This window comes from Kocuria turfanensis, from assembly GCF_001580365.1.
Classification (GTDB): domain Bacteria; phylum Actinomycetota; class Actinomycetes; order Actinomycetales; family Micrococcaceae; genus Kocuria; species Kocuria turfanensis.
Genome location: NZ_CP014480.1, coordinates 684,900 through 707,501, shown reverse-complemented (window position 1 = coordinate 707,501; position 22,602 = coordinate 684,900). Strand labels below are relative to the sequence as shown.

General features: G+C 75.3%; 23 protein-coding genes. 10 read left to right on the top strand and 13 right to left on the bottom strand.

Annotated elements, in window-relative coordinates:
- Positions 1-432: 432 nt before the first annotated feature.
- Together AYX06_RS03245 and AYX06_RS03240 are read left to right on the top strand one after the other, a co-directional pair.
- Entirely contained in the window at positions 433-1,284 is an 852-nt protein-coding gene (locus AYX06_RS03245; protein ID WP_062734433.1) for a hypothetical protein, read from the top strand.
- Between the two features lie 350 nt (positions 1,285-1,634).
- Complete coding sequence (locus AYX06_RS03240) at positions 1,635-3,098, top strand: protein adenylyltransferase SelO (RefSeq protein WP_062736852.1); 1,464 nt, start codon at positions 1,635-1,637, stop codon at positions 3,096-3,098.
- A gap of 172 nt (positions 3,099-3,270) precedes the next feature.
- On the opposite strand, the gene AYX06_RS03235 is transcribed toward AYX06_RS03240, so the two are convergent.
- Together AYX06_RS03235 and AYX06_RS03230 are read right to left on the bottom strand one after the other, a co-directional pair.
- Positions 3,271-4,716, bottom strand: a complete 1,446-nt coding sequence (locus tag AYX06_RS03235) for a phytoene desaturase family protein (RefSeq protein ID WP_062734430.1) — start codon at positions 4,714-4,716, stop codon at positions 3,271-3,273.
- Positions 4,713-5,579: a UbiA family prenyltransferase gene (locus AYX06_RS03230; protein ID WP_084271423.1), complete on the bottom strand. Its 867-nt coding sequence runs from the start codon at positions 5,577-5,579 to the stop codon at positions 4,713-4,715. The genes AYX06_RS03235 and AYX06_RS03230 overlap by 4 nt, the downstream gene beginning before the upstream one ends.
- Positions 5,580-5,760: 181 nt before the next feature.
- Here AYX06_RS03230 and AYX06_RS03225 point away from each other — a divergent pair, with 181 nt between their 5' ends.
- Together AYX06_RS03225 and AYX06_RS03220 are read left to right on the top strand one after the other, a co-directional pair.
- Positions 5,761-6,954, top strand: coding sequence for a nucleotide disphospho-sugar-binding domain-containing protein (locus AYX06_RS03225; RefSeq protein WP_062734424.1), 1,194 nt, complete (start codon positions 5,761-5,763; stop codon positions 6,952-6,954).
- A 320-nt stretch (positions 6,955-7,274) separates the two neighbouring features.
- Positions 7,275-7,469, top strand: a complete 195-nt coding sequence (locus tag AYX06_RS03220) for a hypothetical protein (protein WP_062734422.1) — start codon at positions 7,275-7,277, stop codon at positions 7,467-7,469.
- A 39-nt stretch (positions 7,470-7,508) separates the two neighbouring features.
- On the opposite strand, the gene AYX06_RS03215 is transcribed toward AYX06_RS03220, so the two are convergent.
- Entirely contained in the window at positions 7,509-8,612 is a 1,104-nt protein-coding gene (locus tag AYX06_RS03215; RefSeq protein WP_084271422.1) for an excalibur calcium-binding domain-containing protein, read from the bottom strand.
- Positions 8,613-8,819: 207 nt separating this feature from the next.
- Positions 8,820-10,244 (bottom strand): MocR-like transcription factor YczR, encoded by a 1,425-nt coding sequence (yczR, locus tag AYX06_RS03210; RefSeq protein ID WP_062734421.1) that lies wholly within the window; start codon positions 10,242-10,244, stop codon positions 8,820-8,822.
- A 61-nt stretch (positions 10,245-10,305) separates the two neighbouring features.
- Between yczR and yczE the strand changes: the two genes are divergently transcribed.
- The 3 genes from yczE to AYX06_RS03195 all read left to right on the top strand — a co-directional run bounded on the left by yczE (position 10,306) and on the right by AYX06_RS03195 (position 12,975).
- Positions 10,306-10,926 (top strand): membrane protein YczE, encoded by a 621-nt coding sequence (yczE, locus tag AYX06_RS03205; RefSeq protein ID WP_062734419.1) that lies wholly within the window; start codon positions 10,306-10,308, stop codon positions 10,924-10,926.
- 223 nt (positions 10,927-11,149) lie between these two features.
- Entirely contained in the window at positions 11,150-12,319 is a 1,170-nt protein-coding gene (locus AYX06_RS03200; protein WP_062734416.1) for a mannitol-1-phosphate 5-dehydrogenase, read from the top strand.
- A gap of 191 nt (positions 12,320-12,510) precedes the next feature.
- Positions 12,511-12,975, top strand: a complete 465-nt coding sequence (locus tag AYX06_RS03195) for a hypothetical protein (protein ID WP_062734414.1) — start codon at positions 12,511-12,513, stop codon at positions 12,973-12,975.
- Between the two features lie 24 nt (positions 12,976-12,999).
- On the opposite strand, the gene AYX06_RS03190 is transcribed toward AYX06_RS03195, so the two are convergent.
- From AYX06_RS03190 to AYX06_RS03160, 7 genes are all read right to left on the bottom strand, one after another.
- Positions 13,000-13,779: a hypothetical protein gene (locus tag AYX06_RS03190; protein WP_062734412.1), complete on the bottom strand. Its 780-nt coding sequence runs from the start codon at positions 13,777-13,779 to the stop codon at positions 13,000-13,002.
- 10 nt (positions 13,780-13,789) lie between these two features.
- A complete protein-coding gene (locus AYX06_RS03185; protein ID WP_062734410.1) occupies positions 13,790-14,164 on the bottom strand; it encodes a PadR family transcriptional regulator in 375 nt (124 codons plus the stop codon).
- A gap of 118 nt (positions 14,165-14,282) precedes the next feature.
- A complete protein-coding gene (locus AYX06_RS03180; RefSeq protein ID WP_062734408.1) occupies positions 14,283-14,735 on the bottom strand; it encodes a GNAT family N-acetyltransferase in 453 nt (150 codons plus the stop codon).
- Positions 14,736-14,838: 103 nt separating this feature from the next.
- Positions 14,839-15,294 carry a universal stress protein gene (locus AYX06_RS03175; RefSeq protein ID WP_062734406.1) on the bottom strand — a complete coding sequence of 152 codons (456 nt, stop codon included), beginning with the start codon at positions 15,292-15,294 and terminating at the stop codon, positions 14,839-14,841.
- A gap of 159 nt (positions 15,295-15,453) precedes the next feature.
- Positions 15,454-15,882 (bottom strand): Hsp20/alpha crystallin family protein, encoded by a 429-nt coding sequence (locus AYX06_RS03170; RefSeq protein ID WP_062734404.1) that lies wholly within the window; start codon positions 15,880-15,882, stop codon positions 15,454-15,456.
- Between the two features lie 259 nt (positions 15,883-16,141).
- Entirely contained in the window at positions 16,142-16,573 is a 432-nt protein-coding gene (locus AYX06_RS03165) for a universal stress protein (protein WP_062734402.1), read from the bottom strand.
- On the bottom strand, positions 16,570-16,902 hold the full coding sequence (locus AYX06_RS03160; RefSeq protein WP_062734399.1) for a hypothetical protein: 333 nt from the start codon (positions 16,900-16,902) through the stop codon (positions 16,570-16,572). The genes AYX06_RS03165 and AYX06_RS03160 overlap by 4 nt, the downstream gene beginning before the upstream one ends.
- Positions 16,903-17,160: 258 nt before the next feature.
- Between AYX06_RS03160 and AYX06_RS03155 the strand changes: the two genes are divergently transcribed.
- Positions 17,161-17,901 carry a glucose 1-dehydrogenase gene (locus tag AYX06_RS03155; RefSeq protein WP_062734396.1) on the top strand — a complete coding sequence of 247 codons (741 nt, stop codon included), beginning with the start codon at positions 17,161-17,163 and terminating at the stop codon, positions 17,899-17,901.
- A 111-nt stretch (positions 17,902-18,012) separates the two neighbouring features.
- Here the strand turns inward: AYX06_RS03155 and AYX06_RS03150 are convergent, their stop codons facing one another.
- Positions 18,013-19,251 carry an FG-GAP repeat domain-containing protein gene (locus AYX06_RS03150; RefSeq protein WP_062734394.1) on the bottom strand — a complete coding sequence of 413 codons (1,239 nt, stop codon included), beginning with the start codon at positions 19,249-19,251 and terminating at the stop codon, positions 18,013-18,015.
- Positions 19,252-19,557: 306 nt separating this feature from the next.
- Between AYX06_RS03150 and AYX06_RS03145 the strand changes: the two genes are divergently transcribed.
- The gene (locus AYX06_RS03145) at positions 19,558-20,253 is read left to right on the top strand and encodes a hypothetical protein (protein ID WP_157093449.1); all 696 of its coding nucleotides are present in this window, start codon (positions 19,558-19,560) and stop codon (positions 20,251-20,253) included.
- Between the two features lie 319 nt (positions 20,254-20,572).
- On the opposite strand, the gene AYX06_RS03140 is transcribed toward AYX06_RS03145, so the two are convergent.
- Entirely contained in the window at positions 20,573-21,145 is a 573-nt protein-coding gene (locus AYX06_RS03140) for an MOSC domain-containing protein (RefSeq protein WP_062734389.1), read from the bottom strand.
- 128 nt (positions 21,146-21,273) lie between these two features.
- On the opposite strand from AYX06_RS03140, the gene AYX06_RS19125 reads away from it, so the two are divergent.
- Positions 21,274-22,554: a GNAT family N-acetyltransferase gene (locus AYX06_RS19125; RefSeq protein WP_084271421.1), complete on the top strand. Its 1,281-nt coding sequence runs from the start codon at positions 21,274-21,276 to the stop codon at positions 22,552-22,554.
- The last annotated feature ends 48 nt before the right edge of the window (positions 22,555-22,602 follow it).

The window sequence follows — 22,602 nt, the reverse complement described above, 5'->3', positions numbered from 1 at the left end:
GGTGGAACTGCCCCGCGAAGTCTGGGTCAACTCTAACGTGGTGAGAAAGTGCGCAGGCGCGGGCGGCGGCCGGGGGCCGGTGCCGGCGGTGACCGGGTCCCGTGCGACGGGCCGGCCCGGCGCCGGCTCCCGCACGTCGCGGTCCGTGGCTGCCGCCCGGGCACCGGCGCACCGGAACGACCGGCCGCAGACCGTCGCTCGAGGTCTCCGCGCACCCGGCGCTCGCTGAGTTCAAGCTTGTCACAGGCTGTTTCGTCCCGATAGGCTCCCGGCTGTACATGCAATGACATTCGTGGTGTCCGGGACAGTGCCGGCGGACGTCCTCATGGGCCGGAGCCGACCGATTCCTCCCGGGAGCAGCACGCGTGCCGGGTGCCGGCCGGAACTGCCCGCGGCGATCTCCTGGGACCATCACGGGAACAGGAACGGCCAGTGCACACCCTCACTCCGATCACCACGTCGACCACGACCCGGCAGGCCCGCCGCTGGTGGCGGTGCCTCCTGCGCCCGGCCGTCGGCGGTGCGCTGGCCGGCGGACTGCTGCTCGCCGCGGCTCCGGCGCAGGCCGTGACCACCAGCTCGACCGGCTGGCACCCCGTCAGCGGCGCCGACCGGGTGTTCCGCGCGGACAACGGCATCTCCTTGAGCTACCACTACTACGCCGAGGGCGTGGACTGGGACCGTCCGGCCGGGGCGGTGTTCTTCTTCGACGGGGACGGCACCGCCCGTGCCGAGCAGCCGTCCGGGCGCTTCGCCACGCGGATGGCCCGGGTCGCCGCGGACACCAACCGGGCGTTCGTGTTCGTGGAGGCCCCCCACGGCACCCGCAGCTGGCGGGCCGGGAACACCGGTGCCGTCGCCGAGGCGGTGCGCCAGTTCGCCACCACCAACATCACCCCCACCACCGACGCCGGGGTGCTGGTGACCGGCTACTCCGGGGGCGCGGAGTTCCTGTCCCGGAACCTGCTGCGCGGGGACACGCACTGGCTGCCGGACGGGTCCGGGGCCGCGTTCATCGGCGGCGGCGGCACCTACGGGCAACCGGTCGCCGAGGCCACACCGGCCACCGAGGACCTGGCGCTGACCTGGGTCGTCGGCGACCGGGACGGCGCCTACGCGACCGACTCCGGGTCCTGGTCGGCCCGGGCGGCCACCGCGCAGGCCGCGGCCGCGTACCGGGGCGCCGGCTACGAGCGGGCCCGGCGCATCACCACCGCCGGTGCGCACACCGACTACGACATTCCCGCCCTCGTGGCGGACCGGCTGGCCGCGCTCGAGAGGTGACCGTCCCGCCCGTGGGCCGGCGCGGCGTGGCCCTCCGTCGCGGAGGCGCCCCCCGACGTGCGGTTCGTGGTCGCGTCACTATCACGATTCCGCCTCCGCGTCGAAGATGCAACTAAGGGTACTGACCAGTATGGTGGGATGCGGCTCGGATCGCGGGCCTGGACATCGCCGGAGGCCGGGGGGGCCTCGGGGGCGGCGTGCTCCAGGGCGACCTGCTCGGGCCGGAGGTGGCGTCGGGGCCGGGGGGCCCCGAGGCCACTGCCCGGGTGACCGTCCTGCGCGACCGTCCCGTGCGACCGCGGGCAGGGCCGCGGGTCCCGCTGTCCGCCGGTCCCTGTATCGTTGACAAGGTGACTATAACACCGCTGTCGACCGTCACCTTCGAGGGGCGCTTCGCCCGTGAGCTCGGCGAGCTGGCCGTGCCCTGGCGTGCCGAGGAGGTGCCCGAACCCCAGCTGCTCGTGCTCAACGAACCCCTCGCCGTCGAGCTCGGCTTCGATCCCGCCGCGCTGGAGAGCCCGGCCGGCGTGCGGCTGCTGGTCGGCAACGCCGTTCCCGGCGGCGCCACCCCGGTGGCGCAGGCCTACTCCGGGCACCAGTTCGGCTCCTTCAACCCGCGCCTGGGCGACGGCCGCGCCCTGCTGCTGGGCGAGATCGCCGACGCCGGGGGCCGCCTGCGCGACCTCCACCTGAAGGGCTCCGGCCGCACGCCGTTCGCGCGCGGCGGCGACGGCCTCGCCGCGCTCGGCCCGATGCTGCGCGAGTACGTCGTCAGCGAGGCCATGCACGCCCTGGGCATCCCCACGACACGTGCCCTCGCCGTCGTGGCGACAGGACGCCGGGTGCGCCGCGAGCGCCTGCTGCCGGGCGCCGTGCTGGCCCGGGTGGCCGGCAGCCACCTGCGGGTCGGCAGCTTCCAGTACGCCCGGGCCACCGGCGACCTCGGGCTCCTGCGCCGCCTGGCCGACCACGCCGTCGACCGGCACTATCCCGACGCCGCATCGGCCGAGCACCCGCATCTGGCCCTGTTCGAGGCCGTCGTGGCCGCCCAGGCGACCCTGGTCGCCCAGTGGATGCTGGTGGGCTTCGTCCACGGGGTCATGAACACCGACAACATGACCATCTCGGGCGAGACCATCGACTACGGGCCGTGCGCGTTCATGGACGCCTTCGACCCGGCCACGGTCTACAGCTCGATCGACGAGCGCGGGCGCTACGCCTACCGCAACCAGCCGGTCGCGGCGGAGTGGAACCTGGCCCGGCTCGCCGAGGCCATGCTGCCCCTCTTCGACGAGGACCAGGACCGTGCGGTGGGCCTGGCGGAGAAGTCGCTCGGCGGGTTCGCCGGGCAGTACAGCGCCGCCTGGACGGCCGGCCTGCGCGCCAAGCTCGGTCTTCCCCGGGAGCTCGGGGACGACGTCGTCTCCGCGCTGACCGACGACCTGTTCGCCCTGCTCCAGGCCAACCACGTGGACCACACGTCCTTCTTCCGCAACCTCGGTGCGGCCGCCCGCGGCGACGCCCGGCCCGCCCGGGACCTGGTGCTCGACCTGCAGGCCTTCGACCGCTGGGCCGAGCGCTGGCGGGCCCAGGGCCCGGATCCCGAGATCATGGACCGGACCAACCCGGTCTACATCCCGCGCAACCACCTCGTCGAGGAGGCGCTCGCAGCGGCCGGGGACGGCGACCTCGACCCGCTGGGACGGCTCCTGGAAGCGGTGACCGCCCCGTACGACGAGCGTGCCGGCCTGGAGCGCTACGCCGCCCCGGCGGCGGAGGACTTCGGGCCGTACACCACGTTCTGCGGGACCTGAGGCCCGGCCGCCGGACCCCGGCACGTTCTGCGGGACCTGAGGCCCGGCCGCCGGTCCCCGGCACGTTCTGCGGGACCTGAGGCCCGGCCGCCGGTTCCCGGCACGTTCTGCGGGACCTGAGGCCCGGCCGCCGGACCCCGGTCCGAGCGCGCGTCGTCGCGGGGCGCCCCGCTCAGGCCGTCGGCCCCAGGTGCTGCAGCAGCTTCTCCGTCGAGATCATCGCCCCGCCCAGGACGGCGGGCAGCCCGCCGCCCGGATGGACGGAGGCGCCTACCCGCCACAGCCACGGTCGCAGCAGGCTCCGGTGGGACGGGGTGTGCAGGGGCCCGCTCAGCCACGCCGGACGGACCGCGCCGTAGAGCGCCCCCTGTGCCGAGCCGTGGACCGCGAAGAACGCGGGGTCGAGGATCTCCGTGCGGCGGAAGCGCTCCCGGAGCGGGGCCCGCAGCCCCAGCACCTGGCTCGCGCGGTCGAGCTCGCGGGCCACGAACGGGTCGTCGAGGGTGTAGGACCTCCCGTTGGCGGGGGCGGTCAGGAGCAGGGCCAGGGTGGGGGAGCTGTTCGGGTAGACGCCGTGGGCCGGGTAGTAGTTCGCGAAGGCCATGGTCTGGACGGGCTCCTCCCCGGCCTCCAGGCTGGCGTAGAGCTCCGCCGGGCGGTCCGGCAGGATGACGCCGTGCCGGGGCGTGCCCTCGGGGAGCGCGGCGTCGAGGACGGCGTAGATCGCGATCGCCGAGCAGCTGAGCCGGCGCGGCCGCCGGGGGGCGCGCCCGGCGAGGAGACCGCCCAGCCGGTGGGCGTCGACCCCGCTGACCACGGCGTCGGCCCGGTAGGTGCCGCGGGCGGTCTCGACCCGCCGTCGCGCGACGGCGGTGACCGGCTCCCCGGTGCGGATCTCCACGCCGGCCCGCCGGGCCAGCCGGTCCAGGGCCTCGACCAGCTCGTACACCCCGCCGCGGGGGATCCACACCCCGTCCCGGGCCATCACCGCGGGCATGCTCGCGTAGAGGGCCGGGGTGCGCGAGGGGCTGACGCCGGCGTTGAGGGTGTGGATGGCGATCACCTCGCGCAGGCCCTCCGGCATCCAGTCGAGGCCGTCGAGGTAGCTGCGGGTGGTCAGGCGTGGACCGTAAAGCCGTCCGAGCGCGGCCAGCGCGGGGTAGGAGCTGCGGTCCAGGGGAGCGGTGGTGAGCAGCCGGGTGACGTCCGGGCCGAGACCGCCGTGCTCGGCCTCGAATCGCGCCCAGGCCGCGTGCCAGGGGTGGCCCGGCGGCACGGGCAGCTCGCTGCGGGTGCCGCGGTAGTAGTACGTCCCGACGTCGGGCAGCCGCTCCAGCTCCAGCCGGGCCACCGCCGCGGCGTCGGGTTCCCCGGCGCGGGCACCGGTGCCCGCGCCGCGCAGCGTGTCCAGGCGCTCGAGGAGCTCCCGCCACACCCCCGGGAACGTGACCAGCGAGGGGCCGGTGTCCATCCGCTGCCCGGTCTGTTCGATGCGCCGGCTCTTGCCGCCGACGTGGTCGGCGGCCTCCAGCACGGTGACCCGGTGGCCGGCGTGGCCCAGCAGGGCGGCGGCGGTCAGCCCGCCGATGCCGCCGCCGACCACGACGACGCGGCTCACGGGTACCGTCCCAGGATCAGCGCGCCCGCCAGCTGCACCCCGGCCACGGTGCCGGCGACGTAGGGGAACGCGATGGAGTGCCGGTAGAGCCGGTGGCCGGTGGCCGGGGACGGGGCCCGCAGCAGCGAGAGCACGAGCCACCCGGCGATGAGAGCGTTGACCACCGCCACCGGAACGCTGACGAGCGCGAAGCCCAGCACGGACACGGCCCACCACGCGCCGCTCCACCAGCCGGTGCCGCGCGCGCCGAGCCGGACCGCCGTCGTGGTGATGCCCACCGCGCGGTCCTCCTCGATGTCCTGGACGGCGTCGAACGCGTGCTTGGCCACGCTCCAGGCCATCAGGCCCAGCGCCGCCGGCCACACGGGGGTGTCCCCGAGCGCGTAGGCCAGGATGACCAGGGGGAAGGCGTAGGCGGCGTTGCTCAGGGAGTCGAGGAAGGGCCGCGCCTTGAAGCGCAGCGGCGGGGCCGAGTAGAACACGAACACCAGCACGTACAGCGCGATCCAGCCCAGGGCCGCCGGGGGGAGGGCGAGGGCGAACCAGAGGACGAACGGCAGGTTGGTCGCCAGCACCGACGCCCAGATCGTGCGCACCTCGGAGGACCTGATCCGCGCGCCCTCCAGCGACCCCTTGCGCGGGTTCAGGGCGTCGGTGTCCTGGTCGAAGATGTCGTTGACGCCGTAGATCAGCAGATTGAACGGCAGGGTCAGCCACAGCAGCAGCGGCACCGCCTCCCACCGCAGCAGCGAGCCGGTGAGCCACATGCCCAGCACCCCCGGGCCCAGCGTGTTGATCCAGAGCACCGGCCGCGAGATGTGGACCATCCGCCGGAGGGCGGGGGCGGGGCCTGCTGCTGGCACGGTGGGGGTCCTCCTCGGACGACGGGCACCCGGGAAGCCCGGGTGTCCTCCACTCTACGGGGCCGCGGGAACCGGGGACCCTGCGCGGGCGGACGGCGGGCCCGGCCCGGAGGACGGCTCGGGCGGGGCCCCCGGCGGTTCGTGCTCCGCCGCGCGGCCGGGCAGACTGGTGGTCGTGCGCATGATGCTCCTGACCTCCGGAACCCGCGGCGACGTCGAGCCCTTCGCCGCCCTGGCCCGCTACGCCGCCGCCCGGGGGCACGAGGTCCGGCTGGGTGTCCCGGACCGCTCCGGCGCCGACCTGTCCGGGCTCGACACCGTGCGCCTCGGGGTGGACTTCCACCGCCTGCTGCGCACCGACGGGCTCACCCCGCGCACGGCGCTGCGCCACTACCGCGCCGAGGTCCGGCCCGGCATGCGGCGGATGCTCTCGGCCGCGGTGCGGGAGACGCTGGCCTTCGGGCCCGACCTGGTCGTGCACCACCCGCTGATCCTCACCGCCCCCGCGGTGGCCGACGCCCTGGGCGTCCCGCGGGTGCTGACCGAGTTCGTGCCCGTGGCCACGCCCACCCGCGAGTTCTCCGCCCCGGGCGGGCCCACGGTCAGCGCGGACCTCGGGCGGTTCAACCGTGCCACCTACGCGGTGCCGCGCGGCGCCGCGCGTCTGTTCCGCGCCGACGTCGAGCGTGCCTGTGCGGCACTGCCCGGCGGCCGGGCGCCCTCGCCGCGCTCGTCCTCCCGGGCCACGCTGATCGGGGCCAGCCCGCACCTGCTGCCGCGGCCCGCCGACTGGCCGCCCGCGGTCCACCTGACCGGAGCCTGGCACGACGAGGCGCTGGAGCCCGCGGCGGAGCCGGTGGTGGACCGGTTCGTGCGCGGCGGACCGTACCTGGTGGCGACCTTCGGGTCCATGAGGGCGGGCGACGCGCAGGCCCGGGCCCGGGCGGTCGTGGCCGGGGCGCGCGCCCACGGCCTGCGGACCCTGCTGCTCAGCGGATGGGGCGGCCTGGTCCTGCCGGAGGACCACCGCGGCGAGGACGTGCTGGTCGTGCCGTCGGCACCGCTGGGCGCCGTGCTCCGGGGAGCCGCCGCGGCGGTCCACCACGGCGGGGCCGGGACGGTGCACACCGTCGCCCGCGCGGGCGTGCCCTCCGTGGTCGTGCCCTTCCTCGCCGACCAGCCGTTCTGGGCCGGGCAGCTCCACCGCCTGGGGATCGCGTCGGCCCCCGTGCCCCACCGGCGGCTGACGGCGGAGACGCTGGTCCCGGCACTGGGGGAGGCCCTGGACCGGGGCGAGCGTGCCGAGCGGCTGGGGCGTGCCGTGCGGCAGGAGCGGGGGCTGCGGACCGCGCTGGACGTCCTCACCGGCCTCTGAGCCGGGGCCGGCCGGCCCCGGCTGTCCGGCCGGTGCTGCTCCTCAGGCGTGTCATGACCCTCGAGCGTGTCGTGCCCGTCCAGCGTGTCGTGACCGTCCGGCGTGTCGTGCCCGTCCTGCTCGACCGGCACGTCCAGCACATCCGGCACCTCCTGTGTGTCCGGTCCGCCCCGCGGCCTGTCCGCCCCCGCCTGTCCGGCCTGCCCCGCCCCGCCCTTCCGGCTCGGTCACCCGGCCTGCCCCCGGAAGAGGGGTCAGACGGGCCGGGCCGGGCCGTGCCACGATGCCGGAGGCACGACGCCGAGCGGAGGGGGACCGCCATGCCGAACCAGATGACGCTGCTGTTCATGAACCTGCTGCTGACGATCGTCCTCGTCGTGGGGTTCTTCCTGCACCTGGGTGGGTGGCAGTGGTGGTTCCCATGCCTGTGGCTCGTGGGCATGGCCCTCGGCTCCGTCTGGAGCGCGCTGCCCCGCCCGCGCGCGCTGCGGTCCCGGTGGGCCGGCACCGGATGACCCGCTGCGGGCCCGGCCCCGGCAACGGGGTCGCGCGGCTCAGCCCTCGCACGCGACGCCGTCGGCGTCGCGGTCCATGGCGTCCCGGTAGCCGGGCTCACCGCGGCGCAGCGGGGCCGCCCCGGCCTCCCGGGCGGCCGCGCAGTTCTGGTAGTGGACGTCCGTGGGCACCGCGGGCACCGGGACCTCGGGAGTCGGCGACGAGGCCGAGGAGGGCACGGGCGCGGCCGGGGCATCCCCGGTGATGTCACCGAACGGGATCCCGCCGGGCAGCTGCTGCGCCGGGCAGCCTGCGAGCACCTCTGCCATGGCCTGCTTCTCCGGAGCCGTGACCCACAGTCCGTACCGGGCCTTCACCGCGATCTGGGTGGCCACCATCCCGCACGCGAACGCCTCGTTCGGCGGCAGCCACCCGGACGCGTCCAGGTCCGACTTCGACCCGTTGGCGGGCCCGTCGACCGCCAGCAGGTTCAGCGGGTCGTTGGCCAGCGCCACCCGCTCGGCCTGCGTCAGGCGGCGCGCCCCCGTGATCCACGCGTTGCCGAGGGAGACGACGTGGTCGACCTGGACGTCACCGGAGGTCGCCGCCCCGCGGACGAAGGCGATCGTGGACCCGGTGTAGGGGTCCGCGAGCGTGCCGGTGGCCACCGTGCAGCCGTCCGCGGAGGTGATGTCCGTCAGGTCGCGGGCCAGGACCTCGGCGCGGGTGTCCTCGCAGTCCCCGTCCGCGTCGATCCAGCCGCCGAACAGTGCCTCCCGGTCGTAGTCGGACATCGTCCCGGCCGCGGCGACCGGCAGACCCTCCAGGGCCAGCCGGGCGCCCGCGAGCGGAACGGCCGCCGGGACGGGGGTCTCCGCCGGTGCGGGCCTGACCGTGGTGACCGTTCCGAGGGGCGGCGGGGCGGCCGGTGAGGTGCTGGTGGAGGCGGGGGCGCTCGCGGTCGGGGAGGCGCTCGCGGGCACGGTGGACACCGTGCCCGGAACGGGCGCCGGGGTGGTGGAGGCCGTGCTCGAGGCGCACCCGGTGACCAGTCCGAGGGCCAGGGCCAGGTGCACCGGCGTGGCCAGGAACCGCCGGACGGCGTCGCGGCGGCCGGCCGGGCCTCCCGCCCGGACCGGGGTGGGCGAGGGGGTGCTGCGCATGGTTCTCCTGGGGGCGGGACGAGGGTGCCCCGGGGGTGGGGGCGCGTGCCGCAGGCGTCGGGGGAGGCGCGTGGCGCACGCTCTCGTTGTACGACGGGCGGGGGCCTGCCGTCGTCCGGCGCGCCGGGCCGGGGGCCGCGGCGACGAATGTGACGCCCGGTGTCGCGCGCTGCCCGGTGGTCCGGGACGGCCGGGCGGGTGCGGGCGTCAGGCCAGCTGCGCGGCCGCCGTAGGGCTGACGGCATCGAGCGGCGTGCTGCCGAGCGCGGCGTCGGCACGGGCCAGGCCGGACACCGCCCGTTCCAGGTCCGGGACGGGGAGGGTGAAGGGCAGGCGCAGGAACCGTTCGAAGGCCCCGTCGACGCCGAAGCGGGGCCCGGCCGCCAGGCGCAGCCCGTAGCGCGGCGCGAGCGCGGCCAGCGCGCTGCTGACCGGTTCCGGCAGCTCGGCCCACAGGGAGAGTCCGCCCGGGGGGACCTCGAACCGCCAGCCGGGCAGGTGCTCCCCGAGCAGTGCGACCAGCGCCGCCCGCTGGGCGCGCAGCTGCTCCCGGCGGGCCGGGAGCACGTCCGGGTCCCGCAGCAGCGCCGCCGTCGCCAGCTGCTCGACGATGGGCGAGCCCATGTCCACGCTCGGCCGCGCCGCCGCCAGCCGGGTGATCGTCCCGGGCGTCGCACGGATCCACCCGATGCGCAGCCCCGCCCAGTAGGACTTGCTCGTCGAGCCGATCGAGATGACGTCCGGGTGGTGGGCGCCCGTCGGAGGACCGGAGGGACCGTCGAGGTGCAGGTCCACGAGCGTCTCGTCCACGACCAGCGTGGTCCGGGACTCGCGCGCGGCGCGCACGATCTCGGCGCGCTCCGCACCGGTCATGCACCGGCCCGTGGGGTTGTGGAAGTCCGGGATCACGTAGGCCATGGTCGGTGCGGCCTGCCGGAGCGCGGCGCGGAAGCCCTCGACGTCCCACCCCGTGCTCCCGAGGGCCACGGGCACAGGACGGCAGCGCGCCTCCCGCACGGCGTCGAGGGCGTGGGGATAGGAGGGGTGGTCGACGACGACGCGGTCGCCCGCCGCGGTGACCAGCCGGAGCACCAGGTGCAGGGCGTGCTGCGCCCCGGAGGTGACGAGGATCTGTTCCGGCGTGGTCGGCAGGCCCCGGGCGGTGTACTTCCCGGCGACGGCCCCGCGCAGCACGTCCACCCCGGCAGGGGAGTACCCGTGGCTCGGCAGGTGGGCCGGCAGGTCCTGGAGGGCGGCGGCGTAGGCGGCGTGCACCGCCTGCGGTGCGGCCGGCAGCGCGGCGTAGGCGAGGTCCAGCACTCCGTCCGGTGCCTCCGGGCCCGGCGTGCTCGTCCCGGTCCCGCCGGGCAGGGCGGTGGTGCTGCGCGCGCCCTGCCGGCCGGTGAGGCAGCCCTCCTCCCGCAGCAGCCGGTAGGCCCCGGTGACGGTGGTCCGGCTGAGACCGAGGGCGGCCGCCAGCTCACGCTCCCCGGGCAGCGCGACGCCCAGCGGCACTCTCCCGTCGAGCACGAGCAGGCGCAGGTGGTCCGCCAGCTCGCGGTAGGCGGGTCCGCGATCGGACGGGGGCGGGAGCATCGGTGCCAGGGCGCGGGCACTGATCCTGCGGGTCATGAAAGCCAGTGTTCCGCAACTGGCTATAGGAAGCAATGCCAGTTGAGCGGAGACTGGTGGCATGTTGATGCGCAGACTCGTCCAGTTGTACGCCGGCCTGGTGGCCTACGGCCTCTCGCTCGCCCTGATGCTGCGGGCCGACCTCGGCCTGGATCCCTGGGACGTCTTCCACCAGGGCGTGGCCGAGCGGCTCGGCTGGAGCTTCGGGGCGGTGGTGATCGCCACCGGTGCGCTGGTCCTCCTGCTCTGGGTGCCGCTGCGGCAGCGGCCCGGTCTCGGGACGGTGAGCAACATCGTGGTCATCGGCCTGGTCGTCGACGCCGCCCTGCTCGTGCTCCCGCACGCCACCGGCATCCCGGCCCGGATGGGACTGCTCGCGGGCGGTGTCCTGCTCAGCGGGGCGGCCACCGCCGCCTACATCGGGGCCCGCTTCGGTCCCGGCCCCCGCGACGGCCTGATGACCGGGCTGGTGGAGCGCACCGGCGGGTCCGTCCGGCGGGTGCGCACGGCCATCGAGCTCTGCGTCCTGGCCACGGGCTGGGTGCTGGGCGGCAGCGTGGGCGTGGGCACCGTCGTCTACGCGCTGGCCATCGGCCCGCTCGTCCACCGCCTGCTGCCGCTGCTGGACCTCCCCGCCGGTCCCCGCACCGTGCCCGTCCCCCGGGAGAGGACCGCGCCGTGACCGCGCAGCTGATGCTGCCCTGTGCCGTGCTCGCCGTGCTCGCCTCGACGCCCTCATCGGGCGGTCGGGCGTCCCGGTGACCGGCGGCCACGGTGACCGGCGTCCCGGTGACCGGCGGACTGGTGACCGGCGGCCACGGTGTACGGAGCCGTACACAGGTGTCCTGCCCGCCGGCGGCGCGTACCGTGGGCGAGGTGATGGACGTCTTCGGGAAGGTGAACCCATGAGCACGGCAGTGCACTTCGGTGCGGGCAACATCGGACGGGGTTTCGTGGGGCTGCTGCTCCACGAGGCGGGCTACGAGGTGGTCTTCGCGGACGTGGCGGCGCCGCTGATCGACGCGCTGGCCTCGACCCCCAGCTACACGGTGCACGAGGCCGGCGAGGGCGGCCGCGACCACGTCGTCGAGGGCTACCGGGCGGTCAACTCCGCCACGGACGAGGCGGCGCTCGTGGCCGAACTGAGCCGCGCCGAGGTGGTCACCACGGCCGTGGGCCCGAACATCCTGCGGTTCGTGGCCCCGGCCATCGCCAAGGGCCTGGCGGCCCGCCCGGCCGGGACGGGCCGCCAGGCGGTGATGGCCTGCGAGAACGCGATCAACGCCACCGACATCCTGGAGCGGGAGGTCCGGGCCGCTGCGCGGGACCAGGGCCTCGACGACGCGGCGGTCGACGCCCGGGCGCTGTTCGCCAACACCGCGGTGGACCGCATCGTGCCGAACCAGGAGCCGGGGGCGGGCCTGGACGTGCGGGTGGAGCCATACCTCGAGTGGGCGATCGAGAAGGGACCGTTCGGCGACACCGTCCCGGAGATCCCCGGGGTGACCTGGGTGGAGGCGCTGGGCCCCTACATCGAGCGCAAGCTGTTCACCGTGAACACCGGTCACGCGGCCGCGGCCTACTTCGGGCGCGCCGTCGGGAAGCGCAAGCTCTCGGACGCGCTGGCCGACCCGCAGATCCGGGCCAAGGTCGAGGCGGTCCTGCAGGAGACCAAGGCGCTGCTGGTGGCCAAGCACGGCTTCGACCCCGCGGAGCAGGAGGCCTACGTGCAGAAGATCCTCACCCGCTTCGCCAACGCCGAGCTGCCGGACACCGTGGACCGGGTGGGCCGGGCCCCGCTGCGCAAGCTGAGCCGGCACGAGCGGTTCACCGGGCCGGCCGCGGAGCTGGCCGAGCGCGGACTGGGCACCGCCGCCCTGCTGGAGGCCATGGCCGCGGCCCTGCGCTTCGACGCCCCGGACGACCCGGAGGCCGCCGAGCTCGCGCAGCTGCTGGGCGGAACGGACGCGGACGAGACCGTGGCCGGGCGGCTGACCGGCCTGGAGCCCGGTCACCCGCTCTTCGAGGACGTCGTGGGCATCGTCGCCGACGCACGGGCGTCCCGGCGGGGCTGAGGCCGCCGGGCACACCACGGGCGGGCGTCCCGGACTCCGGTCCGGGACGCCCGCCCGTGCTGGGTGGTCCGGTGGGTCCGCCCCTGGTGCGTGGCCCGGTGGGCCCGCGCCCCCGGATGAGGGGTCAGACACGGCGGTGCCCGGGGTGCGAGGATGCGGTCATCGAGCACGTCCGACCGGGGGAGGACCACGTGCTGACCGGCGTCGACAAGCTGCTCCTCGGGCTCTGGCTGCTGCCTCTGGGCCTCGGGTTCGTCGTGGGACTGCGCGCAGGGGACGACGAGGGGCCGGTGCTGCTCTTCGTCTCGGGGATCGTGGCCGCGATGTACCTCGCGGTGCTGGCCGGCATGCTCCACCACGCGCGGCGCCGGCGCCGCTGGGCCGACCTCGTCGCCGCGGACGGGCTCACCGGACGTGCGGATCGGACGTCTCCGGCCGTCGAGGACGTCCCCGAGACCCCGGGAGAGCGGGCGCGGCTGCTGGCGGTCCGTGCCCTCCCGCTGCTCCTCGTCATCCCCGCGGCCGTCCACCTCGTCGCCGCCCAGGGCGGCTGGGCCTCCGCGGTCATCGCCGCCCAGCTCATCACCGTGATGACCATGGCCGCCCACGTCCACCAGGGAAGTCCGGAGCCCGGCCCCGCCTCCCCGCCGGCCTGACCGCCCGCGGCGACGGCGGAGGCCTCAGGCCAGCATCCAGCCGAAGGCCGCCAGCACGGGGTAGGCCACGGGGATCATGCACGCCGGCAGCAGAGCGGTCCATCGGCGGAGAGTGGTGCCCTCCCCGGCCGGTGAGCCCGACTCCGGGGGCAGGGGGGAGGTGACGAGGTCGTCCCCGAGGCCCCGATCCAGCTCGCGGAGCTGCCACCAGGCCAGGCCCAGGACCGCCACGAACAGGCCGACGGCCACCGGGGCGGAGGGCAGGACCAGCGCGACCGGAAGGTCCCACCGGTCCGAGAACGCGGCGCCCAGCGCGAGCAGCGGGACCCCGACGGCCAGGGGCGCGCCGACCGCCCAGGGGTGGCGCACCAGCGGGCGGACGAGCCGGGGCAGGCACAGCAGCACCAGCACGAACACGCCCAGGAAGCCCACCTGGACCACGTCGTAGGCGAGGCTCTCGCCCCGGGCCCACGCGGTGACCGCGGCGGTGCCCACCAGCAGGGCCACCACCTGCGCGGCGGAGAGGAGCGTGACCGTCCAGACCCCGGACACCGGTGCGGTGCCGCCCTCCTCGGCGATCCGGGCGGCGTAGGCCACCGGGTCACCGAAGGCCTCGATGGGCGTGTCGCCGGTGGCCGCGCAGTGGGTCTCCACCTCGCCGAGGCGGTCGCCGATCACCGGTCCGGGGACGGCGCGCAGGCGCAGCTCCACCACGAAGTCGTCGCACCAGCTCCGGTGGGACCGCACGAACGGGCGCTGCCAGACCTCGTGGGCCGGGGCGTGGGGGTGGGGGACGGTGTTCACGGGTTCCTCCTCAGGGAGTAGGGGGACGGGGGGACGTCGGGGCGTCGCCGGCGCTGTCGGAGGTCAGGTAGCCGGTGACCACGCTCGAGAACGCCTGCCACTGGGTGATGCCCTGCTCCAGCTCGGCGCGGCCGGCGTCGGTGAGCGAGAAGTACTTGCGGCCGGGGCCACCCGCCCCGGCTCTCCACTCGACGGTGACGAGATCGTTCTTCTCGAGCCGGGCCAGCAGGGGATAGAGCGTTCCGCCCTTGACGTCCCCGAAGCCCGCCCGGGCCAGGTTCGCGGCGATCGCGTACCCGTAGGTCGGTCCGTCGGCCATGGCCCGCAGCACGCACAGGCCCAGGACTCCGCGGAGCCACTCGCTGCGCTGGGTGGTGGTGCTCATGAGGACACAGTGCGCCTATTTAGACAGCCTGTCTAGTGTGCGCGCGGCGATGAGGCTTCTGCGCTGGGGCGCACGTCGACGGCGGAGCCCCGCGGTCGGGGCTGTGGAGCCCGGCGGCTCAGGGGCCGTCCGGCGGCACGGCCTTGCGATAGTGCCGTGATCGCTGGGTGTAGCCGTGGCGCTCGTAGAACCGGTGCGCCCGCAACCGCCGGTTCGAGGTCGACAGCTCCAGCGCGGTGGCCCCCATGTCCCGCGCCGCCCGCTCGGCCGCGGCCAGCAGGAGCGCGCCCACGCCGCGGGACCGGGCCGGCTCGTCGACCACGAGGGCGGTCAGCCGGGCCCGGTAGGTGCTCTCGGCCAGGAACGGCACCCGGTGCAGGTGCGCCAGGCCCACCACCCGTCCGGCCGCCTCCGCCACCAGGCACCGGTCGTCGGGCACGGCCGTGCACACCCAGGTGCGCACCCAACGCGCCTCGGGGACGTAGCCGAGCTGCCCGAGCAGGTCCACCACGGCGGGGACGTCGGTGGCCCGGGCCAGGCGGACGGAGACGGCGGGGACGTCCTCGGTCACGGCGGTGTGCCGTCCGACGGATCGGCGGGGCCACCGGCCGGAGCGCCTCGCGCGGTCCCGGCGCCCGACGAACGGCCCGACCGTCGGGGGCGGACCACGTCGGCTACCGGCGCACGACCAGGACCGGGCAGTGCGCGTGCGAGACCAGCGCGGAGCTGACCGAGCCCAGGATCATGCCGAGGACCCCGCCGACGCCGCGGGCCCCGACCACCAGCATCCGGGCGCTCCTGCTCTCCTCGACGAGCAGCTCGGCCGCGCGTCCGCGCAGCAGCCGGGTGGTCAGCCGGGCGGGGCGGGTCTCGCCGAACACCTCCTGGAGCGTCTCCTGGAGCATGCGCCGGGCGTCGGACTGGAACGCTTCGGGATCGAGCTCGGGGATGTATCCGTAGGAGGTGGCGTACAGGGCCGGATCCTGCCAGCACGCGATCGCCTCCAGGGGGGCGTCGAGGGCCTGCGCCAGCCGGGCCGCTTCCCGCAGTGCCTCCTTGGAGTGGTCGGAGCCGTCGACGCCCACGATGATGCGGTCGCCGGTGGGGGTCTCGATCGGGATGTCGCTCATGGCGCTCCTTCGGTGCAGGGCCGACGCAGCCGGGGGTGGGTGGATGGGAGCGCCCCGCCCCCGGGTCGCCGGGCGCGAGGCGGTGCGGTGAACCGTGGTCGGGGCCGCGGCCGAGCGGCGGATCGCACACCGGTGGACCCGCCGCCGCGCGCGGTGTCCCTAGGCGGAGCCGGATTCCCGGCGGCTCACCGGGATCTTCTTGGTGGCCTGCTCGCCCGGCTCGCGCATCGGGGCCCGGACCTCGAGCACCCCGTCGGTGTAGGCGGCGGTGATGTCCTCCTCCCGGCAGCCCTTGGGCAGGGGCAGGGAGCGGGAGAAGGAGCCGTAGTGGAACTCGGAGCGGTAGCTGCCCTTGTCCTTGTGCTCGGTCCTCTCCTGCCGGGTGGCCCGCAGATGCAGGGTGTCGTTGACGACCGTGAGCTCGACGTCCTTGTCCGGGTCGATCCCGGGCAGCTCCGCCCGGATCACCATGGTGTTGCCGTCCTGGAACTCCTCCACGCGCGGCCACGTGGTCTCCAGGTCGCCCTCCATGAGACGACGGAGGGGCTCGAGCACGTCGAAGGCCTCCCTGCGCATCAATCCAGCCATGACCAGACTCCTCATCGTGTACTGACCGGCGCCGGCCCCGTGGCCGGCGCCCCCGAGTGCTCGCGCCCGGACCCCTGGGACCGTGCGCTGCACGTGGGCATTTCCACCGTAGGCAACCCGTGCCGGTGCGGTAAGGCCCGGGGCCGACATGTCCCGATCGTGACGCAGTCGCCCTGGGACCACCACCGGCGCGGCGAGCCGCCGCGCCCGCTCCCGTCGCGGGCACGGCGAGGAGCCGCCGTGCCCGGACTCCTCTGCCTCAGGGGTGCACGACCAGCACGGGGCACCGGGCGTGGGAGACCAGGGCCGAGCTGACCGAGCCCAGCACCGTGCGCAGCACCCGGCCCGTTCCGCGCCGGCCCACGACCAGCATCCGTGCGCCCTCGCTCTCCTCGAGGAGGCGCTCCGCCGCCCGGCCGCGCACCAGCCGGGTGGTCAGACGCTCCGGGCGTTCGTCCCCGAAGACCTCGGCGAAGATTGCCGCGAACCGTTGCTCGTGCTCCGCGCGGAACTCCTCGGGCGTGATGCCGGAGTAGCTCTCGTCGAGGTACGGGCTGTCCCAGCACATGACCGCGTCGAGCGGCGCGTCGAGGACCTGCGCCCAACGGGCTCCCTCCCGCAGGGCCTCCGCGGACGCCGCCGAACCGTCGACGCCCACGACGACGCGGTCGCCGGTGGGGATGTCGCTCATCGCTTCTCCTTCCGGGGGGAGCGCCCGCTGCCGGCACGGGTCCCGCGGGAGCCGGTCGGATCCGGCGGCGGGATCCTCAGGGTCACCGGCCCCGCTGCCGCGTCGAGCATCTCGAGGCTCCACACCAGCAGGTCGACCGCGGCGGCGCTCACGGGCTCCGCCCGCACGAGGTCCACGGTGACCGCCGCCCGGGGAAACGCCGAGCGCGCCCGGCGGACGAGGGACACCAGCGCCTGCTGGTTCCCCTCGGTCAGCTGCCCGGTGACGCCCAGCGTCACGGTTCCGTCGCAGACGTCGACCTGGACGAGCACGGAGATCTTGGGGGTCATGGCAGGGCATCCTCCGGCAGCGGTGCTCCGCCCGTCGCCGGAGCACCGTCCACGGTAGGGCCGGCGTCTCGCGGCCGACAAGGCGCTTCGCACAGGCACAGGATTGAGTCCCACCGTGTCGACGGGATCTCGTGGACCGTTGTGGGCCCGGGAGATCAGTGCTCTCGTGGGTGCAGCGGGGCCGAGGCCGGTGCGGTCGTGCGCCCCGGCCCGGCCGGGCACGGACCGGGATCTCGAGAGCGCGCAGGGGGGGCGGACATGGGACGCGTGGAGGGCAAGGTGGCGCTGGTGACCGGCGCGGCACGGGGGATCGGGGCGGCCATCGCCGTGCGGCTGGTCGAGGAGGGCGCCCGGGTGATGCTGGCCGACGTGCTGCCGGAGACGGACGTGAAGGCGGTGCTGTCCGGACACGCCGACCGCGTCCACCTGGACGTCACCGACGCGCAGGGCTGGGCGGCCGCGGTGGCCGGGACCGTGAACGCCTTCGGCGGGCTGGACATCCTGGTCAACAACGCCGGGATCGTGGAGTTCGGGCACACGGCCGAGCACTCCCGGGCCTCGTGGGACCGGGTGCTCGCGGTGAACCTCACGGGGGTCTTCCTCGGCATCCAGGCGGCCGTGCCCGCGATGCGGGACCGGGGCGGGGGCTCGATCGTGAACATCTCCTCCACCGCCGGGCTGCGCGGCTACGAGCAGATCCCCGCCTACACGGCCTCGAAGTTCGGCGTGCGGGGCCTGACCAAGGCCGCGGCCCTCGACCTCGCCGCCGACGGGATCCGGGTCAACTCGGTGCATCCCGGCTTCATCATCACCCCGATGACGGAAGGGTTCGCACCCGACGTCGTGCACGTGGCCATGGGCCGGGCCGGCCGCCCGCAGGAGGTCGCGGCGACGGTCGCCTACCTGGCCGGTGACGACTCCTCGTTCGTCACGGGAGCGGAGTTCGTCGTCGACGGCGGGGAGACCGCCGGCACCGCCCACCACCCCGTGCCGGACTGAGGGTGATGCCCCCCGGTGCTGCGCCGGCACCGGCGCGCGCCGCGGCCGGTGCCGACCCCGTCCGGGCGGACGAGGACGGCACCGGCCGCGGCGGGGCCCCGCCGGACGGGATCAGGAGAGCTGGACGTACGTGGCCGAGTGCCCGAAGCCGACGACGTCGTCACGGCCGTCGCCGTTCACGTCCCCGAGCAGGCGCGGATACCGCTCCTCCGTCCAGCCGTCGTCGTAGCCGAAGGCGGCGACCTTCAGGTACACCGGGCCGAAGGTGTTGTTCGCCCGGCCGTGGGCGACGTAGACCCCGGCGTTGCCGAAGCCCACGAGGTCCTGGATGCCGTCGACGTTGATGTCCGCATGGGTCCGCGGATGGCGGTCGCCGCGCCACCCCTGGGCCTGGCCGAAGTTGTTCACCCGCACGGCCGCACCGGTGTAGTCGCCCCCGTTCAGCGAGTAGGCGACGGAGACCCCCGAGTAGCCGAAGCCGATGATGTCCGCCGCGGCGTTGCCGGCCGGGTTGACGTTGACGTCGGCCAGCATCCGGGGGTGCTGGCCGACCCGCCAGCCCTGGGCGTAGCCGAAGTCGCGGATCTCCAGTGCGGGCTGGGTGAACGTGTCGCCCAGGGCGGAGAAGTAGGAGACGTACGTGCCGGCGTCCCCGAAGCCGACGATGTCGGCCGTGCTGTTGCCGTCGACGTCGGCGAGCAGCCGCGGGTTCTTGTCGACCCGCCAGCCGCGGTCCCAGCCGAAGCTGTCGATCCGCTTGCCGGTGCCGTCGAAGGTGCGGTCGGTGCGCCCGTGGGAGATCGTCACCCCCGAGTAGCCGAAGCCCACGATGTCGGCCGTCAGGTTGCCGTTGAGGTCGGCGAGCTCGCGCGGGTGCTGGTCGACCCGCCAGCCCTGGTTCCAGCCGAACTCGCGGACCTTCAGCGCCGGCGCGGTGAAGCTGCCGTCGCCCCGGGAGTAGGCCACGTAGACGCCGGCGTTGCCGAAGCCGACGATGTCGTCGCGGCGGTCGCCGTCGACGTCGGCCAGGGTGCGCACGTGCCGGTCGTTGCGCCAGCCCTGGGCGGCCCCGAAGTCGCGCACGCTCATCCTCGGCGTGCTGAAGGTGCCGTCGGTCTGTCCGAAGGCGACCTGCACGCCGCTGTTGCCGAAGCCCACGACGTCGGCGCGGCCGTCCCCGTTGACGTCGGCGAGCTCGCGCACGTGCTGGTCCACGCGCCAGCCCTGGCTGTAGGAGAAGACGGGCTGCGCCGACGCCGCGTGGGCCGGTCCGCCCAGAGCGATCCCGGTGGTGGCCAGCACGGCCGCGGACGCCCCGGTGAGGGCGCGCGAGACGAGTGAGTGTTTCATGGTGGGTCCCCCGAAGCGGTGAGAAGGATCGTCGGCACGGCCGCGAGAACGGCGTGCCGCGGAGAGCGGTCGGCCCCCAGCCGACCGGAGGACGTTTCCCGGCGGGCACAGCGCCCCGGGGAACGGGAGAGACCGGGAGCGAGGCCCCCGGTGCAGCGATGCACGAGATGAGAACCCCAGTTTACGACTGCAATCAGCCGCTCACCAGGGGCTTTCCCGGGTGCGACGACATGTTGCGTCCATTCGCCGCCGCGCCGGACCCGGCCCGGTCCCGGCGTCCTACCCTGGATCCAGGGGGTGGTGGCCGTGCCACGGAGGACCGCGACGATCGTGCTGGGAGCCCTGCTGCTCGCCGCCGGGGTGCTGCTGCTCCTGGAGGCGACCGGCCTCATGGAGGCCGTCGGGGTGCTGTGGGGACTGCTCTTCCTCGCGGCCGGCGCCGCGTTCGGAGTCCTGTACGCCACGGACCCCTCCAAGTGGTGGGCGGCGATCCCCGCGGGCGCGCTGCTCGGCCTCGGCGTGCTCGTGCTGTTCGACGAGGTCGGCGTGCCCGGCAGCCAGCAGTGGGGCGGAGCCCTGTTCCTCGGCGGCGGCGGCGCCGGGTTCGCCGCGGTCTACCTGCGCGACCACCGCCGGTGGTGGGCCCTCATCCCGGCCGGTGTGCTGATCACCCTGGCGCTGCAGGCCCTGCTCACCGCCGCCGCCCAGGAGGAGCAGGCCGGCGGAGTGCTGTTCTTCGTGGGGCTGGCCGTCACGTTCGCGCTCGTGGCCGTGCTGCCCACCGGCGCGGCCCGCAACCGCTGGGCGTGGATCCCCGCCGCTGCCCTGGCCGTCCTGGCGGCGCTGATCGCCCTGGAGGCCACCGTGCTGCTGTCCGCGGTGTCCTACCTGTGGCCGCTGGCGCTCATCGCGGCCGGCGGCTACCTCATCGTGCAGGCGCTCCGGCGCCGGCACGACGCGCCCGGCTCCGGCAGCACCTCGCACGCGGCCCGCGAACGGTGAGCGGGCCGGGCCCCGCACCCAGCGGGGAGCCGGGGACGGGTGCTCGCGGCCGGTGCCGCGAACCTGCTCAGTCCCGGGCAGAGCGCAGCGCCCCGCGCGCCCTGCCCCGCACGCGGCTCCCGCACCTGGCTCCCGCACGCGGCTCCCGCGCCTGGCTCTCGCGCCTGGTTCCTGCACGCGGCTCCCGCGCCTGGCTCTCGCGCCTGGTTCCTGCACGCGGCTCCCGCGCCTGGCTCTCGCGCCTGGTTCCTGCACGCGGCTCCCGCACCTGGCTCCCGTACGCGGTTCCCGCACCGACGGGAGCTGGTGGAGCGCTCGGTCAGGGCAGCCGGGCCGGGCGCAGCCGGACCGCGTCCCCGGCCCGCTCCGGGTCCAGGGGCACCGGGCTGTGCAGCACGGCCGGCCCACGGAGCAGGACCCCGTCCGAGAGCGGCCGGCAGCGCAGACCTCCCCGCCCGCGCATCGCCGCGTGCGCCCCGGGGGCGAGCATCCGGTCCATCCACGCGCAGGGGTGAGCGGGTCGCCCGGCTCGCAGCCGCACGAGCTCACCGCGCGACTCCAGGGCGAACTCCTGGCCGAGCAGCGGGGCCAGTTCGGCGCCGCGCAGGACCACGTTGCGCCGGGCGAGCAGAGGGTCGAAGGGCTCGGCGCCGAGGTCGGCCGCGATGGCCTCGAGCGCCTCGACGGCGAGCAGGGTGACGGCCGCGTCCATGTGCGCGGCCTTGCCGAAGAACCGGTCGCCGACGATGCCCTTGCCGGTCACCAGCTCGGCGCGGTCCGCGTCCGTCGTCGGCACGTCCGCGGCGCCGTCCCGGGCCCGGCCGAAGTAGGCGTGGCCGGGGGAGACGAGCAGGTGGAGGATCTCCACGTGGTAGCGGTGGGTCGTCGTCATGGGATCCAGCCTCTCACCGGCTGCGCGCGGCGTCATGCCGGCCGGGCGGTGAGGACCTCCGTCGGCAGGACCGCACCGGACCGCCGCGGGGCTCCCGGCCCCACGGCGCCCGGTGTATCGTCACGACCGTGACCGTCCCCACGCCCGGTGTCCCGGGTCCGCGCGCCGCCCTGGTCGTCGTCGACGTCCAGCGGGGTTTCGACGACGCCGCGTACTGGGGCCGGCGGGACAACCCGTCGTGCGAGGCGAACATCGCGGCCCTGCTGGCCCACTGGCAGGAGAGCGGCCGGCCCGTGGTGTTCGTCCGGCACGACTCCACCACCCCGACCTCCCCGCTGCACCCGGACCGCCCCGGCAACGCCTTCAAGGACATCGTCACCGGCACCCCGGACCTGCTGGTGCGCAAGAGCGTCAACTCCAGCTTCCACGGCAGCCCCGACCTGCACGCCTGGCTGCAGGCCCACGACGTCCCGGAGCTGGTCGTCTGCGGCATCACGACCAACCACTGCTGCGAGACCACGGCACGGGTCGGGGGCAACCTCGGCTACCGGGTCCACTTCGCCCTGGACGCCACCCACACCTTCGACCGTACGGGACCGGACGGCGTGACCGTGCCCGCGGCGGACCTGTCCCGGGTCACCGCGGTCAACCTGCACGGGGAGTTCGCCACGGTGGTGCCACGGCGGAGCTCACCACTCCGTCCCGCTGACGAGGGACGAACGGGACGGCCGGGGCGCCGCAGGCTCCGCCGGCCGTCTCCGCAGAGCGGGCCCGGACGCGGCACCCGAGGTCCCGTGCGCCCCGCCGTTGCGGGCGCGTGGTCGACTGGGGCCATGACGGATCCGCCTGACCCGATCGCCGGAGCGTGGCCCCGGTTCACGGACCGATGCCTGCTGCGCCCGGTGCGGGCCTCCGACCTCGAGGCGATGCTCGCCTACCGGGGCGACCCGCACGTCACCGAGCACCTGGGCCATGCCCCCTTGTCGCGCGAGGAGGTCCGGGACCGCATCGACGCCCGTCTGGCGGGACGCGACCCGGGGTCCGGGTGGATCGTGCGCGGTGTGGCGATCGTGGTCGACGGGCTCTGTGTCGGGGATGCGATGCTGCGCCTCCAGCCGGCGCCCGGGGCGGGAGGCTGGCAGCTGTGGATCGGCTACGCGCTGCGACCGGAGATGTGGGGGCGTGGACTGGCGACCGAGGTGGTCGCCGAGCTCGTCGGCATCGCCGAGGACTGTGGCCTGCCGGTCCGGGCCGAGACGTTCGCGGAGAACCGGGCCTCACAGCGGGTGCTGGAGAAGGCGGGCCTGGAACTCGTCGACGAGGTGGTGGCCGAGGGCCGGCGCTGCCGCGTCTTCGCTGCTGGACACCCGGGGCCGCCGGCGCCGGCGCCACCTGTCCTGTCCCGGTAGGGTGCGCCCGGGTGGTCGACCGCGCAGGGTGCCCCGGTCGTTCGTCGC